The organism is Prochlorococcus marinus str. MIT 0919 (assembly GCF_027359375.1).
In the GTDB taxonomy this organism is placed as follows: Bacteria; Cyanobacteriota; Cyanobacteriia; order PCC-6307; family Cyanobiaceae; genus Prochlorococcus_D.
In genome coordinates, this window is the sequence record NZ_CP114779.1 from 1,467,755 (window position 1) to 1,484,693 (window position 16,939).

Below are 16,939 nucleotides of genomic sequence, written 5' to 3' on the forward strand. Positions count from 1 at the left end.
ACAAAAGCAATTCTTTTATTACGTTGATCAGATTTTGAAAGAGGCTAATTGTCATTGCTTAGCAGTGACAATTTTCTTATGGCAAATTCAAAAAATTAAATTGGCTTGTCTAAAGAGATGCCTTCGCCAGGCTGATCTACAGCATGTTCTATTAGATCTGCGAGAACAAGAGCCCTAGAAGCTTGCAAACCATCTACAGCAGGCTTTTCAAGGCCTCTTACGCACTGGAGAAAGTGTTCTAATTCTGCATATAAAGGCTCTATAGAAGTAGTGCTGACTTCTTCGATAAATCCGTCATTGCGATATAACAACTCACCATGGTCTGCTGAATACCATTCATGTGAGCGACGATGAATATGAAGTGTATGGTTGAGAAAATCTGTTTCTACAAGACTTTTTTTGCAATGAGCACTAAGACTTCTAATCTTTCTGTGGCTCATTTTACTTGAAGTAAGACTAGCTACTACACCATTGCTAAAACCAAGGGTTGCATTTACATAGTCCATAGGACCATCGTCGCTACTACACCCGCCTACTGCTGCAAGGCGAACGACTGGCGCATTTGCAAGTTCAAGTACAAGATCAAGATCATGAATCATTAGGTCTAAGACAACAGAAACATCATTTGCTCTGTCTGCGTTAGGACTATGCCTTCTTGCTTCTAGAACGACAACTTCCTCATTTGTTACTACTTTTGTTAACTCTTTAAAGGCTGGGTTGAATCTTTCAATGTGACCTACTTGAAGTAAGCAATTAGCTTTATTGGATGCAGCAATAAGATCTGAGGCTTCAAATTGACTGGCTGCAATTGGTTTTTCTATGAGAACATGCTTGCCAGCTTGAAGACAATTCAGCCCAACTTCATGATGCAGCAATGTAGGCACTGCAATACACACTGCTTCAACGTCAGATAATAGGTCTTTGTAGTCTTTATACCAGGCACAATTGAATTGTTCCGTTGCCAATTGGCCACGATCTGGATCTAAATCTGCTACGCCGATTAATTCAGCGTCTTTTAGCAGGCTTAGCACTCTGGCATGATGCCAGCCCATGTTGCCGATACCTATTACCCCAACCTTTACAGGAATCATGGTGGGGGTCATTTAAGTTTCATTATCAATTTACTGAGATTATCGTTAATCATTGCTTTTGAGAAAGTTTTTGAGGCAAGGTTATCCTGACTAGGTCAATTCTTGGCCCTTTCATAGAGGTTATTTCAAAAATAATTCCTTTGTCTATAACAGTTTCTCCTTTCACTGGAACACTTTGAAGTTTTTCCAGTAAAAAACCAGCAAGAGTGTAGTGATTTATATTTTCTGGTAAATCAATATTGAGTTGGCGATTTAGCTCAATAATTTCAAGGTCTCCAGCTGCGACCCACTTTCGGGAACTAGTATCAATATTTTTTAAAATTGGCTCCTTAATACCAGGATCCATTTCATCCCCAACAATCTCACCAGTAAGGTCTGCTGCTGTGATCAACCCTTCTGTCCCTCCATGTTCATCAACCACTAAAAGGAATGGGTTCCCTTGTCTAATTACAGGAAGAAGTTTCTCTAAAGTGCAGGTTTCTGCAACTCTTGGCACTGGCTTTATATATTTCTCTAATGCTGTTTCTGGGTTCATTTCCCCTTTAGAGATTGGCTCTGCAAGCAGTCGAAGGTCTAGTACCCCAAGTATTTCGTCTAGTGATTCTCCTGTAACTAAAAAACGAGCATGACGAGTTAAATGCACTTCCTTCATTAATTCAGAGAAAACAACAGTTCTAGGGAGAGTAACCATCCCTGATCTAGGGACCATAACTTCTCTGACTTGTGTATCTCTAAGAGCAAATACACCTTCAAGTATATTTTTCTCATCTGGATGCAATCCTGTGACTCTCCCAGATTCAATAAGGGTTTCTAATTCACCTGCTGACAATGCAGAGACTAGAGAATCCCATTGAGTATTAAGCCCAATTAGCTTTAAAAGAGAAGAGGCAAGTGTCTCTAATAAAAATAATATAGGGGTCATCCCTCTTATAACACCTTCTAAAAGTGGAGATATTTGAAGAGCAACTTTTTCGGGCCTGTTGAGTACGAATGCTTTTGGCAGCAATCCAGAAAGGAGTGTCCCTAGCATTACAACGCTAAGGAAAATCATTAAATCTAAAAGGACATGGATTTTTCCTTGAGGAGCCCCCCACAACTGCGTAAACCCATTTGATAACCACCCTAATGCTACTAAAGAGATAGTTATGCCTAGTTGACAGACAGTGAGAGTTCTTTTTAATCGTCGTTGCAACCTTAGAACTGAATTTGCACCGGATTGCTTTTCTTGAATTAGTCTGTCAACCCGAATAGGCCTGAGCCTTAAAATCGCAACTTCCCCTGCTGCAAAGAATGCAGGCAAAATAAGCAATATTATAAGAAAAATTAGCCTCATCAAAATGATCAAATGGGGGTGGCGAGGATCGAACTCGCCTAAGGCGAATTATGAGTTCGCTGCATTCACCAGATTGCTACACCCCCTTTAAAGGATTAGCGAAAGATCTTGATTTAATGTGAAGACCTTTAAACCAATAATAATTACATTGAAGGAGGCTGATGTAAATCAATCTCCATAGATGCAAATTTCAAAATGAATCAAACTGATAATTTTATAGAAACTTCGAGAGATGAAGTTTTAGATCTTCTAGCAAGGAATGCATATAAGCATGGAGATTTTACTTTGTCTTCGGGTAGGAAAAGCCCTCATTATGTCAATTGCAAGCCTGTGACACTAAGTGGACTGGGACTTCTCGCCTTAAGCAAATTGCTTCTGACTCAGGTGGAGAAAAGTTCTTCTGCTGTCGCAGGCTTGACTCTTGGGGCAGATCCACTTGTTAGTGGAGTCGCTATGGCGGCTTATCAGCAAGGCCGAGCACTCGATGCTTTGATAGTCCGTAAGAAGCCAAAAGGATATGGGACTGCTGCTTGGTTGGAAGGACCTATGCCACCTGCAGGTTCACTTGTAACCGTTCTTGAGGATGTAGTTACTACAGGTGACTCCTCCTTGAAAGCCGTTAATCAGATTCGTGATGCGGGTTATTTGGTAGAAACAATTATTGCGATTGTTGATAGACAAGAAGGTGCTGCGCAGAAAATTCAGGACTCAGGATTGAAGTTGATCAGTCTTTTCTCTCTTAATGAAATTTCTACTCGTTCGAAAGAGTTACTTAAATGAATTTACAAGATACTTTTTGCTGGAATAATGTTTTTACTTTGTTTTGCTTGAGAGGCGAAGAAAATAAACAGTTTTTGCACGGACAAACCACTGCAAATATTTTGAATGTTCAATCAAGTAATTTACTTCGAACTTGTTGGCTTTCGCCAACAGGAAGGTTTAAGGCTTTATTGGAAGTGCAATTTCTTGAAGAAGATATAAGGTTTATTGTTTTAGGAGGCGATCCTGAAAATGTTTTGCAAGGTTTTCAGAAAGTTATTTTTCCTTCTGACAAGGTAGAAGTAAAAAATATAGGCAATATCCGAAGATTGCAAAAAATTTCTATTCATAAACCCTGGAGTCAAAGTTATGTTGAATGGTGTGATCCTGGTGAAACGATCCCTGCGACTTTTGTTGATTTCCAAGATGCAGCTTCATCTTATATTGAGGAATGGAGAATTAATCAAGGATTGCCTATTGGTGCGAATGAACTAAATGCTGAAAGCAATCCTTATGAATTAGGTCTTTCCGATTTTGTAGATCTAAATAAAGGATGCTACCTTGGTCAAGAAACGATGGCTAAGTTGAAAAATGGTTCTCAAATAAAACAGCAATTACGTTTTTGGCAAGGAGGAACAAAAGATTTTGGAGGAAAAGAACTTGATAATATTCGTATTCAATCTCCTTCCAATAATAATGCAGGATTTATTACTTCTTATATGAAGAGTTCAACTGGTTTAAATATAGGCTTAGCAATGATTAGAAGAAGATTTTTAGCATCTAAAGAATTGTTCATATTTAATAGAGATAATTCCATAAAATTATCAGCTCCAGTCGGATTTGTTGATTATTTATCTGAATAAAGCTAAGTTTTATTTTTTAGAAGCCACTTTGTTATTTCCCAAGTTGCTAAGCAATCATCTCGGTTATATTGCAATATGTTTTTCAAAGCATTTTGTTTGGCTTTGCTATCTTCTTTATGGCTTCTCCACTGTCTCCACCAAAGCAATGCCTGTGCTCCATTTGCATTGCGTTGACTCCATGAGAAACCAAGCCATTTAGCGACACTTTTCAAGCCATAACTATTAACTGGTAACATCCAGTGAATCCTTATTATTTTATGAATGTCGAAAAACCTTTTCTTTAATAGGCTTGACTCATTCTCACTAATATTTAGATGTTTAGCTAACTTGCAAATTGTTATGTATTCAGTCTCCCCATAATGGAGAATAGGCCATTCATTTAGACATTGAAACTCTTTATTTAATTCTTCCCAAGAAGATTTTAAATTGTTTTCGGGAAGACTTATTATTCCTTTGTACTCAATTTTTTTTGCATCCCATTTATTGCTCTTATCTCTTTTAATAAAAGTTAAACCATGCAAAAAATCATGATTTATATCTGGATCAGATTCTATATCATATATTATAACACCAGGAGCATTTTTAATTTGTGCAAGTATACTTCCTGAATTGATTTGTTTGGGGATAAGATCTCTTTGTACTTCGGCTTGATTGATAATCTGAGCTGGAATAATACCATGGCTTTCTCCATATACTTTCAGCTTCTCACTTACATCTTTTGAGTCTGCACTGGCGAGCTCTTCAAGATTGTTGATGCCAATTGTTTCAAGCATTTCCTTTCGCTTTGCCCCAATTCCATTTATTTCGCTTAAATTACCCTCTTGCTTAGCTTTTGCATCACATACCTCTTTCCATGGACAGAGTAAACATTTCTTTCTGTCAGAGGTTAAATTGGGTGCGGTCTCTTGAGACAAGCCTTCTAAAAGTTTCTTTAAAGAATCAATTAATTGTTTTTTATATGTTTTAGTAATTGGAACCTTTAGGACGTTAAGACCTTTATTCGTTATTGAGATAGCGAGACCTTCCTCAACAGATGCTTTTTGGAAACTTTCTAGCAAAAATGCCCATAGAGTTAGAAGAAGACGATGTTTTCTTGTTAACCTTCTGCCCTGCTTTGCAATGACTGGTTGATATTTAAAGTTCCCAAAATAACTTTTCCCCTCTCTTTTATGAATTAATGTTGGATGTCCTTCAAGTTGTGTCTCAAAAGCATTATTCATTTTGAGGCGTATGCCAATTACATTTTCATGGCCCTTATGGCAGGACTCAATCCCATGAGAGAGTTTTTGCTCTGCAAATGCCATAAGGCTTCTGTACTGGTGATCTAACTCAAGACTTCTATGGGCTACCCAAATTTTTCTTTCTTTATTCTCATAAAGGTCTAGCCAGGCTTTACGCTTACATCGAATCCAGCTGCTTAGTAAACGATCTGTCAGTATTTGGTTGTTGGGTTTAGTGATTCGCATATATAGAGCTTAAGTTGCTTCTTTTTCTTCTTCTTTCAACTAAGACTTAGACATGCTTAAGAATTTTTTGAAGTTGCAGCCTGAGCCCATTCGATTTGGTACGGATGGTTGGCGTGGAGTTCTAGGAGTAGATATTACTCTTGAAAGACTCATTCGTGTAGCTATAGCTGCTAGTCAGGAACTTGCCTATAGAGCACCAAGTGGCTTAAGTAAGAAAATTATTATTGGATATGATAGGAGATTCTTGGCTTGTGAATTTGCTGAGGCTATCACTAGTGCTGTAAGAGCTTGTAATCTTCAACCAATAATTTCCTCAACGGCTGTCACTACACCTGCTTGTAGCTGGGCAGTTGTTAAGCATCAAGCCTTAGGCGCCTTAGTAATAACAGCTAGTCATAATCCTCCAGAATGGCTAGGACTGAAAATTAAAGGTCACCTAGGGGCTTCAGTTGATAGCGATTTCACAAAGTCTGTGGAATCAAGACTTTCGGCAGGAGGTATAACAATCCCAATCAAAGGGATTACAGAAAAATTTGATTGTAGAAGAGAGCACTTGGATGGTCTGAGTCAAGTATTCGACTGTCAAGTTTTGATTGAACGCTTGCGCGAAATGGGCATGCAAGTAATCGTTGACTCTATGCATGGATCTGCTGCTGGCTGTATACAAGAACTTTTTTCTGAATATTCCAATGACTGTTTTCAAGAGATACGCTCGAATAGAGACACATTGTTTGGAGGAAATTCACCTGAACCTTTGGCTAGAAATTTGGAACAACTGATTTTGAAGGTGAAGGCCTCAACTTCTTGTGGGAAGCCGGCGATTGGATTGGTTTTTGATGGCGACGGTGATCGAATAGCTGCAATTGATGAGAGAGGAAGATTTTGTAGTAATCAATTGTTGTTGCCACTTTTAATAGAGCATATGTCTACTGTTAGACAGTCTCCTGGGAGAGTAGTTAAAACGGTTAGTGGGTCAGACTTGATGACCTTAGTTGCAGAACATTTTGGACGAGAAGTAATTGAACTCCCTGTTGGGTTTAAATATATTGCGGCTGAAATGTTGAATAATAAAGTTCTTATTGGAGGAGAGGAGTCTGGTGGAATAGGAGTGGGAGATCATATCCCTGAACGTGATGCTTTGTATGTCGCTTTACTTCTATTGGAAACTATTGCTTATAAAGGAATTCCATTAGGTAGTCGTCTTGATGAACTCCAGCAACGATTTGGCAAGAGTTTTTACGATCGAATTGATATGAGACTAGAAGATGATGATTCAAGGAACAAGTTAGAAGAGTTGCTTGAGAAGACTCCCCCTAAATTTGTTTTAAATGACGTTGTACAAAAAGTCATTAGCTTGGATGGCTTCAAATTAATACTTGGAGAAAGGCATTGGCTTATGTTCAGATTCTCTGGTACAGAACCACTTCTGAGGATATATTGTGAAGCTCCAACTAGAAAGGGAGTTGACCTTACTCTTAATTGGGCCAGAGAGTTTGTTGAAAAGGCATGAATTTAAAATCCAACACCAGCATTCCGAAATTGGTGATTGCCAGTGGAAACTTAGGGAAAGTAAAAGAATTTCGAGAACTTTTATCCAGTTTGCCTATACAAGTGATTAGTCAGCCAGAGGGTTTTGATGTTGATGAAATAGGACAATCGTTTGCTGAGAATGCCCGATTAAAAGCTATCACTGCATCTCGATTCACAGGGGAACTTTCTCTTGCAGATGACTCTGGATTAAGTGTTGATGCTTTAGGAGGTGTCCCGGGGATTCATTCTGCACGATATGGCAAAACAGATTCAGATCGAATTAATAGATTGCTTAATGAGTTAGCACCTTGCAAGAATAGAGATGCGTATTTTCACTGTGCACTTTGTTTTGCTTCGCCTGCAGAGGGTGTTTTATTTGAAGTAGAAGGAAGGTGTGAAGGGAAAATTGTTAATGCACCTCGTGGTGAAGGGGGATTTGGTTATGATCCAATTTTTGAAGTTAAAGGAATAGGCTTAACTTTTGCAGAAATGGGAGTTGCAAGAAAAAAATCTATAAGTCATCGAGGATTGGCGTTTCAACAACTAATTCCAAAGTTAAGAAACTTTTTTGAAGTTTCGACTGATAACAGAAGTAGCACTAGTTAGTTATTTCGCTTACCCAACTACCATGTAATCCATGTGGTATTGCTATTGGCAATTCTATAGTGGCTTGCTCACTTAAATCATTAGCCTTCAAGATAATTAAGTCATTTGCTTGGCGTGTTCCGTTCCATGTCAATACTAAGACCCAACCATCATCCTCAGTAGATGAATCATCGGGAATCATAATTGGCTCACTTACAAAATTTCGACGTCCAGCATTCCATACGTTTTTTGCTGAAGTTTTCAGATTTAGTTTTTTAATAGCCTGTAGAGGGGCATTGCCGGTTTCTTGTTGGGCGGTGGCCATCCAGCTATATGTAGGAGCAAGACCTACAAATTGTGGATTTACCATTGCGAATTCACAGCATTGTTTGCTTAGAACTTCTGTGGTAAGACTTTGGCTTTTTAGGTCTAGGTGGCATCTTTTTAAAATTCCTTCAGGAATCTTTTTAAAGTCAATTTCTTTAAAATTTTCATTAGGCTCAATGGATGGAAAATCATCATAAAAAATACTTTCGATAACAATTTCTGAATCTGATTCCCATGCATTTAAATGATGAAAAACAAAGCCATCAGGGGCTTCGAAGATTCGTGGAGGCTCTTTACCAAAGGAACCAGAATCTCTTGGGATTAGTAAAAAATTCCCTTTACTACTTTGGGTAGATGAAATACATTGAGCCGCTCCTTTTTTGCCCAGTATGAATGGGAGTGGATTGAAGGCAATTGCATTTTGTAAGAATATTGTCCAGTTAGGAGTAATTGCGAAGTCATGGAGGAATGCAAAACCGTTGAAACTATCTTTCCTGTCAGATATGAGTTCTCCTGCATGATCACCCGTCGTATAGAACTCCATTAATCGGATTGTGCTTTTAGGGCCTGCATCTACACCAAAATTAACCATTCTGGGCTCGCCATAATGCCCTGGATCAAACCGAGGATGAGCACTAAATGCTTCATTTGGTTTAAGCACTCCATTTAACATAGATACTCCATTGGTTTTTAATGTCGATGGGTCAAGGGAATATGGACTAGCTGCTTCCCATAGGGCTAAAAGTTCATTGCCAAGTTTGATCACATTTGTGTTGGCAATGTTTTTTAGTCGGAGATCGAATGCGTTTGCAAAAAAACCTCCTGGTTTTTGAGTTCCAAAAACACCCCTATATAAAAATTTTTTTGCTTTCTCTTCTTTTATCCATGCTTCTGTTTGTACAAACCGATTAGTTAAATAGACGCTTCCATTATCAAATTTGATCAAAGTAATCATTCCATCACCATCAAATGGATGGTGAACCCATTGCCCATTTCTTTCTAATTGACCTGGTCCATTCCTGTATAAGCTCCCTATTAGACTTTTAGGTATCTCTCCTCTTGTTGCTTTTATTTCAACATTGGTTAGTTCTTCTTTGACATTGGAATATGCACTTGACCAATCTTTCTTGTCAAAATGTTCAGAAGCCTCTAATGGAGTTGCAGAAGAGGTTGATTTAGACACAATTTTATTTTCAATAGTTGGTAATACTCGCGTAAATAATTTCAAACCGCGAGTTGATGAGCATTGTTTTCATAGTTATTTTTACAGATTATCCCCGCCAGCTTGCTCCAGAATACCTTTGCTACTAGGGATTGTCTCGCCTCGACGAGGGTCCGGTTCTGTAGCCATTCTTAGCGCTCTGGCAAATGCTTTAAAGCATGCTTCAACTATGTGGTGAGAGTTGGTTCCATCTAGCTGCCGTAGATGGAGAGTGAGGCCACTATTATTAACAACTGCTATGAAAAACTCTTTCACAAGTTCTGTATCGTAACTCCCAATTCGCTGAGCAGGAATCTTTAACCCATAATTCAAATGAGGTCTTCCAGAGCAATCAAGAGCAACTTGAACAAGTGCTTCATCTAAAGGAGCTATAAAGTGACCAAATCTATGGATACCTTTTTTGTTACCAAGTGATTTCGAAAGTGCCTGGCCTATGGCAATCCCAACATCTTCATTGGTGTGATGGTCGTCAATATGCGTATCTCCATTGGCAACTACTTCTAAATCAAATAATCCATGACTTGTCAGTTGATGAAGCATGTGATCAAGGAATCCAATGCCCGTGGAAATGTTGGCTATTCCGTGCCCATTCAATTTCAAACGAACTTTGACATTCGTTTCATTAGTGATGCGGTGAACTTCTGCTTCTCTGTGTGAGTTCATATTTTTGTGTTTATGTAGTCATAGTGCCATTGAAATCACATTCCGTTAATGCAATAACCTGCATCAACATAAATAGTTTGACCAGATATACCGCTAGAGAGGTCGCTTAACAAGAATGCTGCTGTGCTGCCAACTTCGGTTTGAGTGACTGTTCGTCGTAGAGGAGCTTTCTCTTCAACATTATGAATCATGTCTAAAATCCCACCAATTGCAGAACTTGCCAATGTGCGGATAGGTCCTGCGCTGATGGCATTAACCCTTACTTCCTTCTCTGGACCAAGCTCTGCGGAAAGATATCTAACTGAAGCTTCTAGCGCGGCTTTGGCCACTCCCATAACGTTGTAATTAGGTATTGCTCTATCAGCCCCAAGGTAAGTAAGGGTAACTACCCCAGCTTTTTCGCTGAAAAGTGGTTTTGCATATTTACATAGTGGAGCTAGTGAATACGCACTAATATCTAATGCTCGAGAAAATCCTTCAGAGCTTGTCGCACTATAATCTCCTATCAACTCATCTTTCCCAGCAAAGGCAAGACAATGAACAAGACCATCTAGTTGTCCCCATTCATTTTTTATAGATGTAAAAACCTCTTCAATTTGAGAATTGTTTTGAACGTTTAAGGGCAGAAATAAACTGGGTTTAAGAGGCGCAGTAAGTTCTCGAACCTTTGTTTCAAAACGTCCTTTTTCATCAGGGAGATAAGTTATGCCAAGTTCAGCACCAGCAGCATGTAATTGTTGGGCAATGCCCCAAGCAATTGAACGGTTGTTAGCTATTCCTGTGACAAGGATTTTTTTACCACTTAGATCGAGAAGCATTAGTTCTAAAATATTTAGTAAGCTTTAATGATTCTCGCTTACTAGGGGAAACTTATCTAGGAGCCTAGGTAACTATTTCATAACAGGCTAATTCGAAAGTTCTTTCACATGGTTAAAGCTTTATCAACAATGTTGCCCCTAGGGACAGAATTACCATTCTTTGAATTGCCTGTTATATCAGGTACAGGCTTAAGAGATGAAGTTCATCATGGCAAAATTGCCTTACTAAAAACCAGTACTTTCCATGAAAAACCTTTACTGATAATGATTCTTTGTGCTCATTGTCCTTTTGTAAAACATGTAGAAACTCAATTAACGAAATTAGACCAGGATTATTTAGATAAAGTTGATTTCTTGGCGGTTGCGAGTAATAGCCTTATAACTCACCCGCAAGACAGTCCAGATAATTTGCGATCTCAATCATTGCAAGCCGGTTGGAGGTTCCCTTATGTGTTGGATTCTGATCAAAGCTTTGCTAAGGCTATTAGGGCAGCCTGTACTCCGGATTTCTTCCTTTTTTCACCAAATGTTAATGGTGTTCAAGAATTGAGATATAGAGGACAATTGGACGATAGTCGTCCTGGTAATAAAGTTCCATTAGATGGACGCGATTTACGTTTAGCTCTCAATTCTGTTTTGAAAAATGAAAAAGTATTTTCGGAACAAAAACCCTCTATTGGCTGCAATATCAAATGGGACCCGAATAATGAACCGTCTTGGTTTGGTTCAATTGATGGTTAAATTTGCAAGCTGTACTTCGTAAAGCTTTAAGGTTCCATTTATGCAAGTGCCACCCTTTAGTCTTGATAAACAGCTTTCTCAAATTGGCTCTGATTTGGATGAAGCTGTTTCTAAGGTCCTCCATAGTGGGAAGTACATAGGAGGGGATGATGTTGAGAGGTTTCAAAAATCTTTTGCTGAAGTCCTCAAAGTCCCTTTTGTTGTCGGTTGCAATAGCGGTACAGATGCCTTGGTTCTTGCCTTAAGAGCCTTAGATGTAGGACCAGGAGATGAAGTTATTACCGCTTCTTTTAGTTTTTTTGCTACAGCTGAGGCAATTAGTAATGTCGGGGCTGTTCCTGTTTTTGTGGATGTAAGTTCAAGAGACTTCCTTGTTAATACAAGTCTTCTGGAGGAAGCAATTACTCCTGCAACCAAGGTGATTTTGCCAGTACATCTTTTTGGATGCCCTGTAAATATGGATATCGTTCTGTCTATAGCTAATAAGTATGGTTTAAGAGTTATCGAAGATTGTGCTCAGGCAGCGGGAACCTTCTGGAAAGGTCTTCCTGTAGGAGGTTTTGGTGATGTCGGTTGCTTTAGTTTTTTCCCTACTAAAAATCTTGGAGCTGCTGGTGATGCCGGAGCAATTAGCACTCATGACGCTTTAATTGCTCAAACAATTAAGGAATTGGCTGTGCATGGCATGCCTGAAAGATATTTACATACTGAGCTCGGTTATAACAGTCGATTAGACGCTTTGCAGGCGGCAATATTAAACATTAAACTTCCACATTTATCTAATTGGATAAATAAGCGATCCGAAATTGCTAAAAGATATCAAGAGAATCTAAAAGATCTACCAGGATTAGAAATACCGTCCGAACCAAGTGAGGAAGGTACAATCCATTCATGGAATCAATTTGTAGTTCAAGTGAAGGAATTAGACATCCAAAAAAAGATCTTAAATTTAAAGAACCCCATTATTGCAAAAAAAACTTCTTATGATTTGGATGGCATCATTCCTCGAGATTGGTTGAAAGAGAGTTTATTTATGAAGGGTATAAATACAATTATTTATTACCCTATACCGATTCATTTGCAGCCAGTTTATAAGAAAATAGGATGTAAAAAGTCTAACTTGTCTGTTACTGAGCGATTGTCTTCAGAAGTTTTAAGTCTGCCTATTTTCCCGGAACTTACAATTGAACAGCAAGAATATGTTATTAATACAATTCGAGCTATATTATTAGATTGATTGTTTTTCTAAAATTTCATTTTAGAAAAAGTATTGGCTTTATTATATAAACTTTTAAAGATCTAAAAATTGACAAGCTCTATGCCAAGCTGTAATTGTTTTACCATCAAGAGCTTCGTTCCCGTTTGAAATAATTTTATCTAGTTCATTTTTGGTTAACTCAAGAATTTCAATATCCTCATCTTCATCGCCAAGGGGTTTACTTTGAAGAGGGCTTAGGTCTCTTGCTAAGAACATGTGAATAGATTCATCAGAATACCCTGGGCAAGGAAGCATGACACCAAGTTCATCCCAATTAGAAGCTTCATAACCTGATTCTTCTCCTAATTCTCTTTGAATTGAAGAAAGAGGATCTTCATTGTTTTCAAGGGTGCCTGCTGGGAATTCAAGAATTCTTCTTGAGACTGCAAATCGATATTGACGGAGGATGATTACATTTCCATTCTCTTTTATTGGCACTGCTAAAGCAGCCCCAGGGTGTTTGATCACTCCAAAAGTCCCTTGGAAACCTATAGGTAGTTCAATTCGATTTACTTCAAAACGAATTTTCTTTACATCAATAGATCTTTTATTTTCAAGAATAAGAGATGGTTCTTGAGGAGGTAATGGTGACATTTGCAGCTTGAGTAACTATTACTAAGAATGAATAACTTTACGCCCCTTTTGGAATCATATTTAATAAATTAATTTATTCTGGCCAACCTTTTTGACCAGTGATTTGAGTTATATCATTTGAATATTTTTGCATTGCTTTAGCCAAAGGTATAACTACAAAAGCTCTTTCAGTTAGTCGAGGGTGCGGTAGTTTCAGATTTGAAGTGTTTAAATGTAGTTCCCCCCACGAAATAATGTCTATATCTAATGACCTAGGACCCCATCTGATTTTGGATGATGCTCTATTCCTTCCAAATTCAGTTTCTAATTTCAGTAACCTTTTTAAAAGTTCTAAAGCAGCATTCTCTGAAGGATTTTTTTTGTTTAAAAATCCCCCTTTAATAATAACAACTGCATTTACATAATCAGGTTGGTTGCTAGGACCCCCTATTGGCTTAGTTTTATATAAAGGAGACCATGTCCAATTAAGGCTGGAATATATTGATGAAATATCCTGATCTGTCTCTTGAACTACTTGCATCCATTCACAAATCACTTTTTCTAGTAGAGGTTTCGTAGATATGAGTGTCGCTATAGGAGGCCCTGCAGGGCTGGATATGTTTGCACCTAAGGCAAGCACAAGAGTGTTTGTTCTGGACGAGTTCAAAGAGGACATGGTTTTATTAGTCAAACTGATGCAAAAATGATCAGGGTAGGGATTTTCGATGGTTTCAAGCGGAGCTAACACCACTCTTAATAATCAAAGCCTCGATTCTATGGAGATAGACAACCGAGCTTTCCCTTTGGCTGCAATTACAGGTCATGGGACTCTTAAGCTTGCTTTAATGCTTGCTGCTGTTGATCCGGCCTTAGGAGGGGTGATCATTGCTGGTGGCAGGGGCACTGGTAAATCCGTCTTAGCAAGGGGGTTACATGCACTTTTGCCACCAATAGAAGTTTTAGACTTAGAGACTCCTTCTCTCCAGTATCAGCTTCGCCCTATTGGATTAAATCTTGATCCAAAAAGACCAGAAGAATGGGATGAAATTAGCAAACGAATTATTCAACTAGAAAAAGAGTCTTCTCTTGATAATAAAGAACACGAAGCTCCTAAAAGAGTTGTGAAAGCCCCTTTTGTCCAGGTGCCACTTGGGATTACAGAAGACAGATTGGTAGGCTCAGTAGATGTAGCATCTTCACTTGCTTCTGGAAATGCAGTTTTCCAACCTGGATTATTAGCCGAATCACATAGAGGTGTTTTGTATATAGATGAATTAAATCTTTTAGATGATGGAATTGTGAACCTTATGTTGGCCGCAGTTGGATCTGGTGAAAATTTAATAGAGAGAGAAGGTTTGAGCCTTAGACATCCATGCCGCCCATTATTAATTGCAACATATAATCCAGAAGAGGGAGCTGTGCGTGATCATTTACTAGATAGATTTGCAATTGTTTTATCTGCCGATCAGATTGTTTCTAATGAACAAAGAGTTGAGATAACAAAATCTTCAATGGCGTTTGGTGAATCAAGTAAGACTTTTTCGAAAACTTGGTCTGAAGCCACTGAATCCTTGGCAACCCAATTGTTACTAGCAAGACAGTGGCTTCAAGATGTTCAAATAACTAAAGATCAGATTGAATATTTAGTGATCGAAGCAATTAGAGGTGGAGTAGAAGGCCATCGATCTGAATTGTATGCAGTACGCGTTGCTAAAGCTCATGCTGCTTTGTCTGGTAGAGATAAAGTGGATGCAGATGATTTACAAGTTGCTGTTCGCTTGGTTATAGCTCCTCGAGCTTTGCAGTTGCCACCTAATGAAGATCAAATGGAGCCTCCGCCTCCTGAAGATCAGCCGCCTCCACCTGACCAGTCTCAAGATGATGATTTAGAAGATCAAGATTCTGAAGATGATGATGAAGACACTCCTGAAGATCAGCAAGCACCCCCTATTCCAGAAGAATTTATGCTTGACCCTGAGGCTTGTGCCATTGACCCAGACTTGTTGCTTTTCTCTTCGGCAAAAGCAAAAACTGGAAACAGTGGTAGTAGATCAGCTGTTTTTAGTGATAGTCGCGGACGATATGTAAAACCAATTCTCCCTAGGGGACCTGTTACTCGGATTGCGGTTGATGCAACTTTAAGAGCAGCTGCTCCTTATCAGAAGGCTCGACGAGAGAGAGACCCATCTAGGAAGGTTATTGTAGAAGAAGGAGATCTGCGGGCAAAGCTTCTTCAGCGAAAAGCAGGAGCTCTTGTGATTTTTTTAGTGGATGCAAGTGGGTCAATGGCTCTAAATCGCATGCAGAGCGCTAAAGGAGCTTTGATAAGGTTGCTTTCCGAAGCCTATGAGAATCGAGACGAAGTCTCTTTGATTCCTTTTAGAGGAGAGCAGGCAGAAGTTTTGCTACCTCCTACAAGGTCTATAACTGCTGCCAAAAGACGTTTGGAAACAATGCCTTGCGGGGGGGGGTCTCCTCTCGCTCACGGATTGACTCAGGCAGCAAGAGTCGGTGCCAATGCACTCGCTACAGGGGATTTGGGTCAGGTTGTAGTAGTAGCAATTACCGATGGTAGAGGTAATGTCCCATTGGGGATATCCTTAGGCCAGCCTTCAATAGAAGGAGAAGAACCAGTTGACTTAAAACAAGAGGTTTTAGATGTAGCTTCTCGCTATAGAAGTTTGGGCATAAAGTTACTAGTTATAGATACTGAAAGAAAGTTTATTGCTAGTGGTATGGGAAAAGACTTGGCAGAATCAGCAGGTGGTAAATATGTTCAACTTCCTAAAGCCAGCGACCAGGCAATAGCTTCTATTGCAATGGATGCTATTAATGAGGTCAAATAATTGAGCTTTGATTATTAAGGATAAAGGTCATTAAATAATTTACCTATGCCAACTGCTGCACTTTGCAAGGCATCTTTTAACTCTTCATTATTGAGAATTTCACTTAAATCAGTAGCTAACTTGTCCAGTTTCTGTGTGGTTGAACTCATTGAACTTGCAGTTAATTTAATGTCTTCAAGCGTCTCAGGGCTATCTATAGCAGCTAAAATATTATTTATGTGCGCAACAGTCTTCCTTAGCTCTGTGATTATTGGCTTGGCACGGTTCATTTCTTGCTTTGATAATTGTATCAGTTCTTTTAATTCTGTTTGAGTATCATCGAAATTACTGATTGACTTTACAACTTTAGCTACAACCTCTTCTTCGCCTGCTTGATTGAGTAAGTTATTTAATTCTTCAGTTAAAGTCGAAATACTTTTAATTGCTCTTCCCTGTATAACATCATTTTCGCACAAGATTAAATTCCCAGGACAATCTTGATGTGTTGGTAAATTGTTTAAGTTTTCAAGCGGCTTCCCTTTACTAATTAAGGCTACTTCTATATCTCTACCAAGGACTGAGCTTGCTAGAACTTTTGCATAAACTGGTTTATATAAAATAAGTTTTTTATTATTAATATTAATTTTAGTCTTTACATTTTGCACATCAAAAGAAACATCTTCAATAGTACCTACTTTGATACCCCGAAAGGTAACAGGTGTTCCTTCTGATAAGCCACTGGCATCATCAAAATTAGCAATAAAATCCCAATTATTTCTATTCAGCCTTAGCCCTTCTAGCCAAATCATTAAACCAGAAAATATTACTACGCCTCCTAAAAGAGTAAAACCAACAATTGCATCTCTATGGCTTCTTTTCATCGTA

General features: G+C 38.7%; 16 protein-coding genes and 1 tRNA gene. 7 read left to right on the forward strand and 10 right to left on the reverse strand.

The genetic code is table 11. From position 1 onward, the window contains the following. Positions 1–95: 95 nt before the first annotated feature. The 3 genes from O5635_RS08010 to O5635_RS08020 all read right to left on the reverse strand — a co-directional run bounded on the left by O5635_RS08010 (position 96) and on the right by O5635_RS08020 (position 2,510). Entirely contained in the window at positions 96–1,103 is a 1,008-nt protein-coding gene (locus O5635_RS08010) for a Gfo/Idh/MocA family protein (RefSeq protein ID WP_036901376.1), read from the reverse strand. Between the two features lie 37 nt (positions 1,104–1,140). Further along, positions 1,141–2,424 (reverse strand): hemolysin family protein, encoded by a 1,284-nt coding sequence (locus tag O5635_RS08015; protein ID WP_036901374.1) that lies wholly within the window; start codon positions 2,422–2,424, stop codon positions 1,141–1,143. A gap of 13 nt (positions 2,425–2,437) precedes the next feature. After that, positions 2,438–2,510 (reverse strand) — tRNA-Ile (locus tag O5635_RS08020). A gap of 109 nt (positions 2,511–2,619) precedes the next feature. Between O5635_RS08020 and pyrE the strand changes: the two genes are divergently transcribed. Continuing rightward, positions 2,620–3,204, forward strand: coding sequence for an orotate phosphoribosyltransferase (pyrE, locus tag O5635_RS08025; protein WP_036901371.1), 585 nt, complete (start codon positions 2,620–2,622; stop codon positions 3,202–3,204). Next, positions 3,201–4,046 carry a folate-binding protein YgfZ gene (locus O5635_RS08030; protein ID WP_036901368.1) on the forward strand — a complete coding sequence of 282 codons (846 nt, stop codon included), beginning with the start codon at positions 3,201–3,203 and terminating at the stop codon, positions 4,044–4,046. Before pyrE ends, O5635_RS08030 begins: the two co-directional genes overlap by 4 nt. A gap of 2 nt (positions 4,047–4,048) precedes the next feature. On the opposite strand, the gene O5635_RS08035 is transcribed toward O5635_RS08030, so the two are convergent. Continuing rightward, positions 4,049–5,512 (reverse strand): TM0106 family RecB-like putative nuclease, encoded by a 1,464-nt coding sequence (locus tag O5635_RS08035; RefSeq protein WP_036901367.1) that lies wholly within the window; start codon positions 5,510–5,512, stop codon positions 4,049–4,051. A 52-nt stretch (positions 5,513–5,564) separates the two neighbouring features. Between O5635_RS08035 and O5635_RS08040 the strand changes: the two genes are divergently transcribed. Beyond that, complete coding sequence (locus O5635_RS08040; protein ID WP_036901365.1) at positions 5,565–7,022, forward strand: phosphoglucosamine mutase; 1,458 nt, start codon at positions 5,565–5,567, stop codon at positions 7,020–7,022. Next, on the forward strand, positions 7,019–7,648 hold the full coding sequence (gene rdgB / locus O5635_RS08045; protein WP_036901363.1) for an RdgB/HAM1 family non-canonical purine NTP pyrophosphatase: 630 nt from the start codon (positions 7,019–7,021) through the stop codon (positions 7,646–7,648). Before O5635_RS08040 ends, rdgB begins: the two co-directional genes overlap by 4 nt. On the opposite strand, the gene O5635_RS08050 is transcribed toward rdgB, so the two are convergent. From O5635_RS08050 to fabI, 3 genes are all read right to left on the reverse strand, one after another. Next, the gene (locus tag O5635_RS08050) at positions 7,641–9,137 is read right to left on the reverse strand and encodes a carotenoid oxygenase family protein (RefSeq protein WP_052042865.1); all 1,497 of its coding nucleotides are present in this window, start codon (positions 9,135–9,137) and stop codon (positions 7,641–7,643) included. The two genes, rdgB and O5635_RS08050, sit on opposite strands and share 8 nt — an antisense overlap. A gap of 81 nt (positions 9,138–9,218) precedes the next feature. Beyond that, positions 9,219–9,839 (reverse strand): imidazoleglycerol-phosphate dehydratase HisB, encoded by a 621-nt coding sequence (gene hisB / locus O5635_RS08055; RefSeq protein WP_036901359.1) that lies wholly within the window; start codon positions 9,837–9,839, stop codon positions 9,219–9,221. Positions 9,840–9,874: 35 nt separating this feature from the next. Then, positions 9,875–10,657, reverse strand: coding sequence for an enoyl-ACP reductase FabI (gene fabI, locus O5635_RS08060; protein ID WP_036901357.1), 783 nt, complete (start codon positions 10,655–10,657; stop codon positions 9,875–9,877). Between the two features lie 108 nt (positions 10,658–10,765). Here fabI and O5635_RS08065 point away from each other — a divergent pair, with 108 nt between their 5' ends. Further along, on the forward strand, positions 10,766–11,398 hold the full coding sequence (locus O5635_RS08065) for a thioredoxin family protein (RefSeq protein ID WP_036901355.1): 633 nt from the start codon (positions 10,766–10,768) through the stop codon (positions 11,396–11,398). A 40-nt stretch (positions 11,399–11,438) separates the two neighbouring features. Next, positions 11,439–12,635 carry a DegT/DnrJ/EryC1/StrS family aminotransferase gene (locus tag O5635_RS08070; RefSeq protein ID WP_036901353.1) on the forward strand — a complete coding sequence of 399 codons (1,197 nt, stop codon included), beginning with the start codon at positions 11,439–11,441 and terminating at the stop codon, positions 12,633–12,635. 54 nt (positions 12,636–12,689) lie between these two features. On the opposite strand, the gene O5635_RS08075 is transcribed toward O5635_RS08070, so the two are convergent. Together O5635_RS08075 and folK are read right to left on the reverse strand one after the other, a co-directional pair. Continuing rightward, positions 12,690–13,250: an NUDIX hydrolase gene (locus tag O5635_RS08075; RefSeq protein WP_036901352.1), complete on the reverse strand. Its 561-nt coding sequence runs from the start codon at positions 13,248–13,250 to the stop codon at positions 12,690–12,692. Between the two features lie 73 nt (positions 13,251–13,323). Further along, a complete protein-coding gene (gene folK, locus O5635_RS08080) occupies positions 13,324–13,905 on the reverse strand; it encodes a 2-amino-4-hydroxy-6-hydroxymethyldihydropteridine diphosphokinase (RefSeq protein ID WP_036901350.1) in 582 nt (193 codons plus the stop codon). A gap of 49 nt (positions 13,906–13,954) precedes the next feature. Here folK and bchD point away from each other — a divergent pair, with 49 nt between their 5' ends. Continuing rightward, positions 13,955–16,075, forward strand: a complete 2,121-nt coding sequence (gene bchD / locus O5635_RS08085; protein ID WP_036901348.1) for a magnesium chelatase ATPase subunit D — start codon at positions 13,955–13,957, stop codon at positions 16,073–16,075. A 14-nt stretch (positions 16,076–16,089) separates the two neighbouring features. Here bchD and O5635_RS08090 read toward each other — a convergent pair whose 3' ends face one another. Beyond that, entirely contained in the window at positions 16,090–16,935 is an 846-nt protein-coding gene (locus tag O5635_RS08090) for an MlaD family protein (protein ID WP_036901347.1), read from the reverse strand. Positions 16,936–16,939 lie beyond the last annotated feature (4 nt).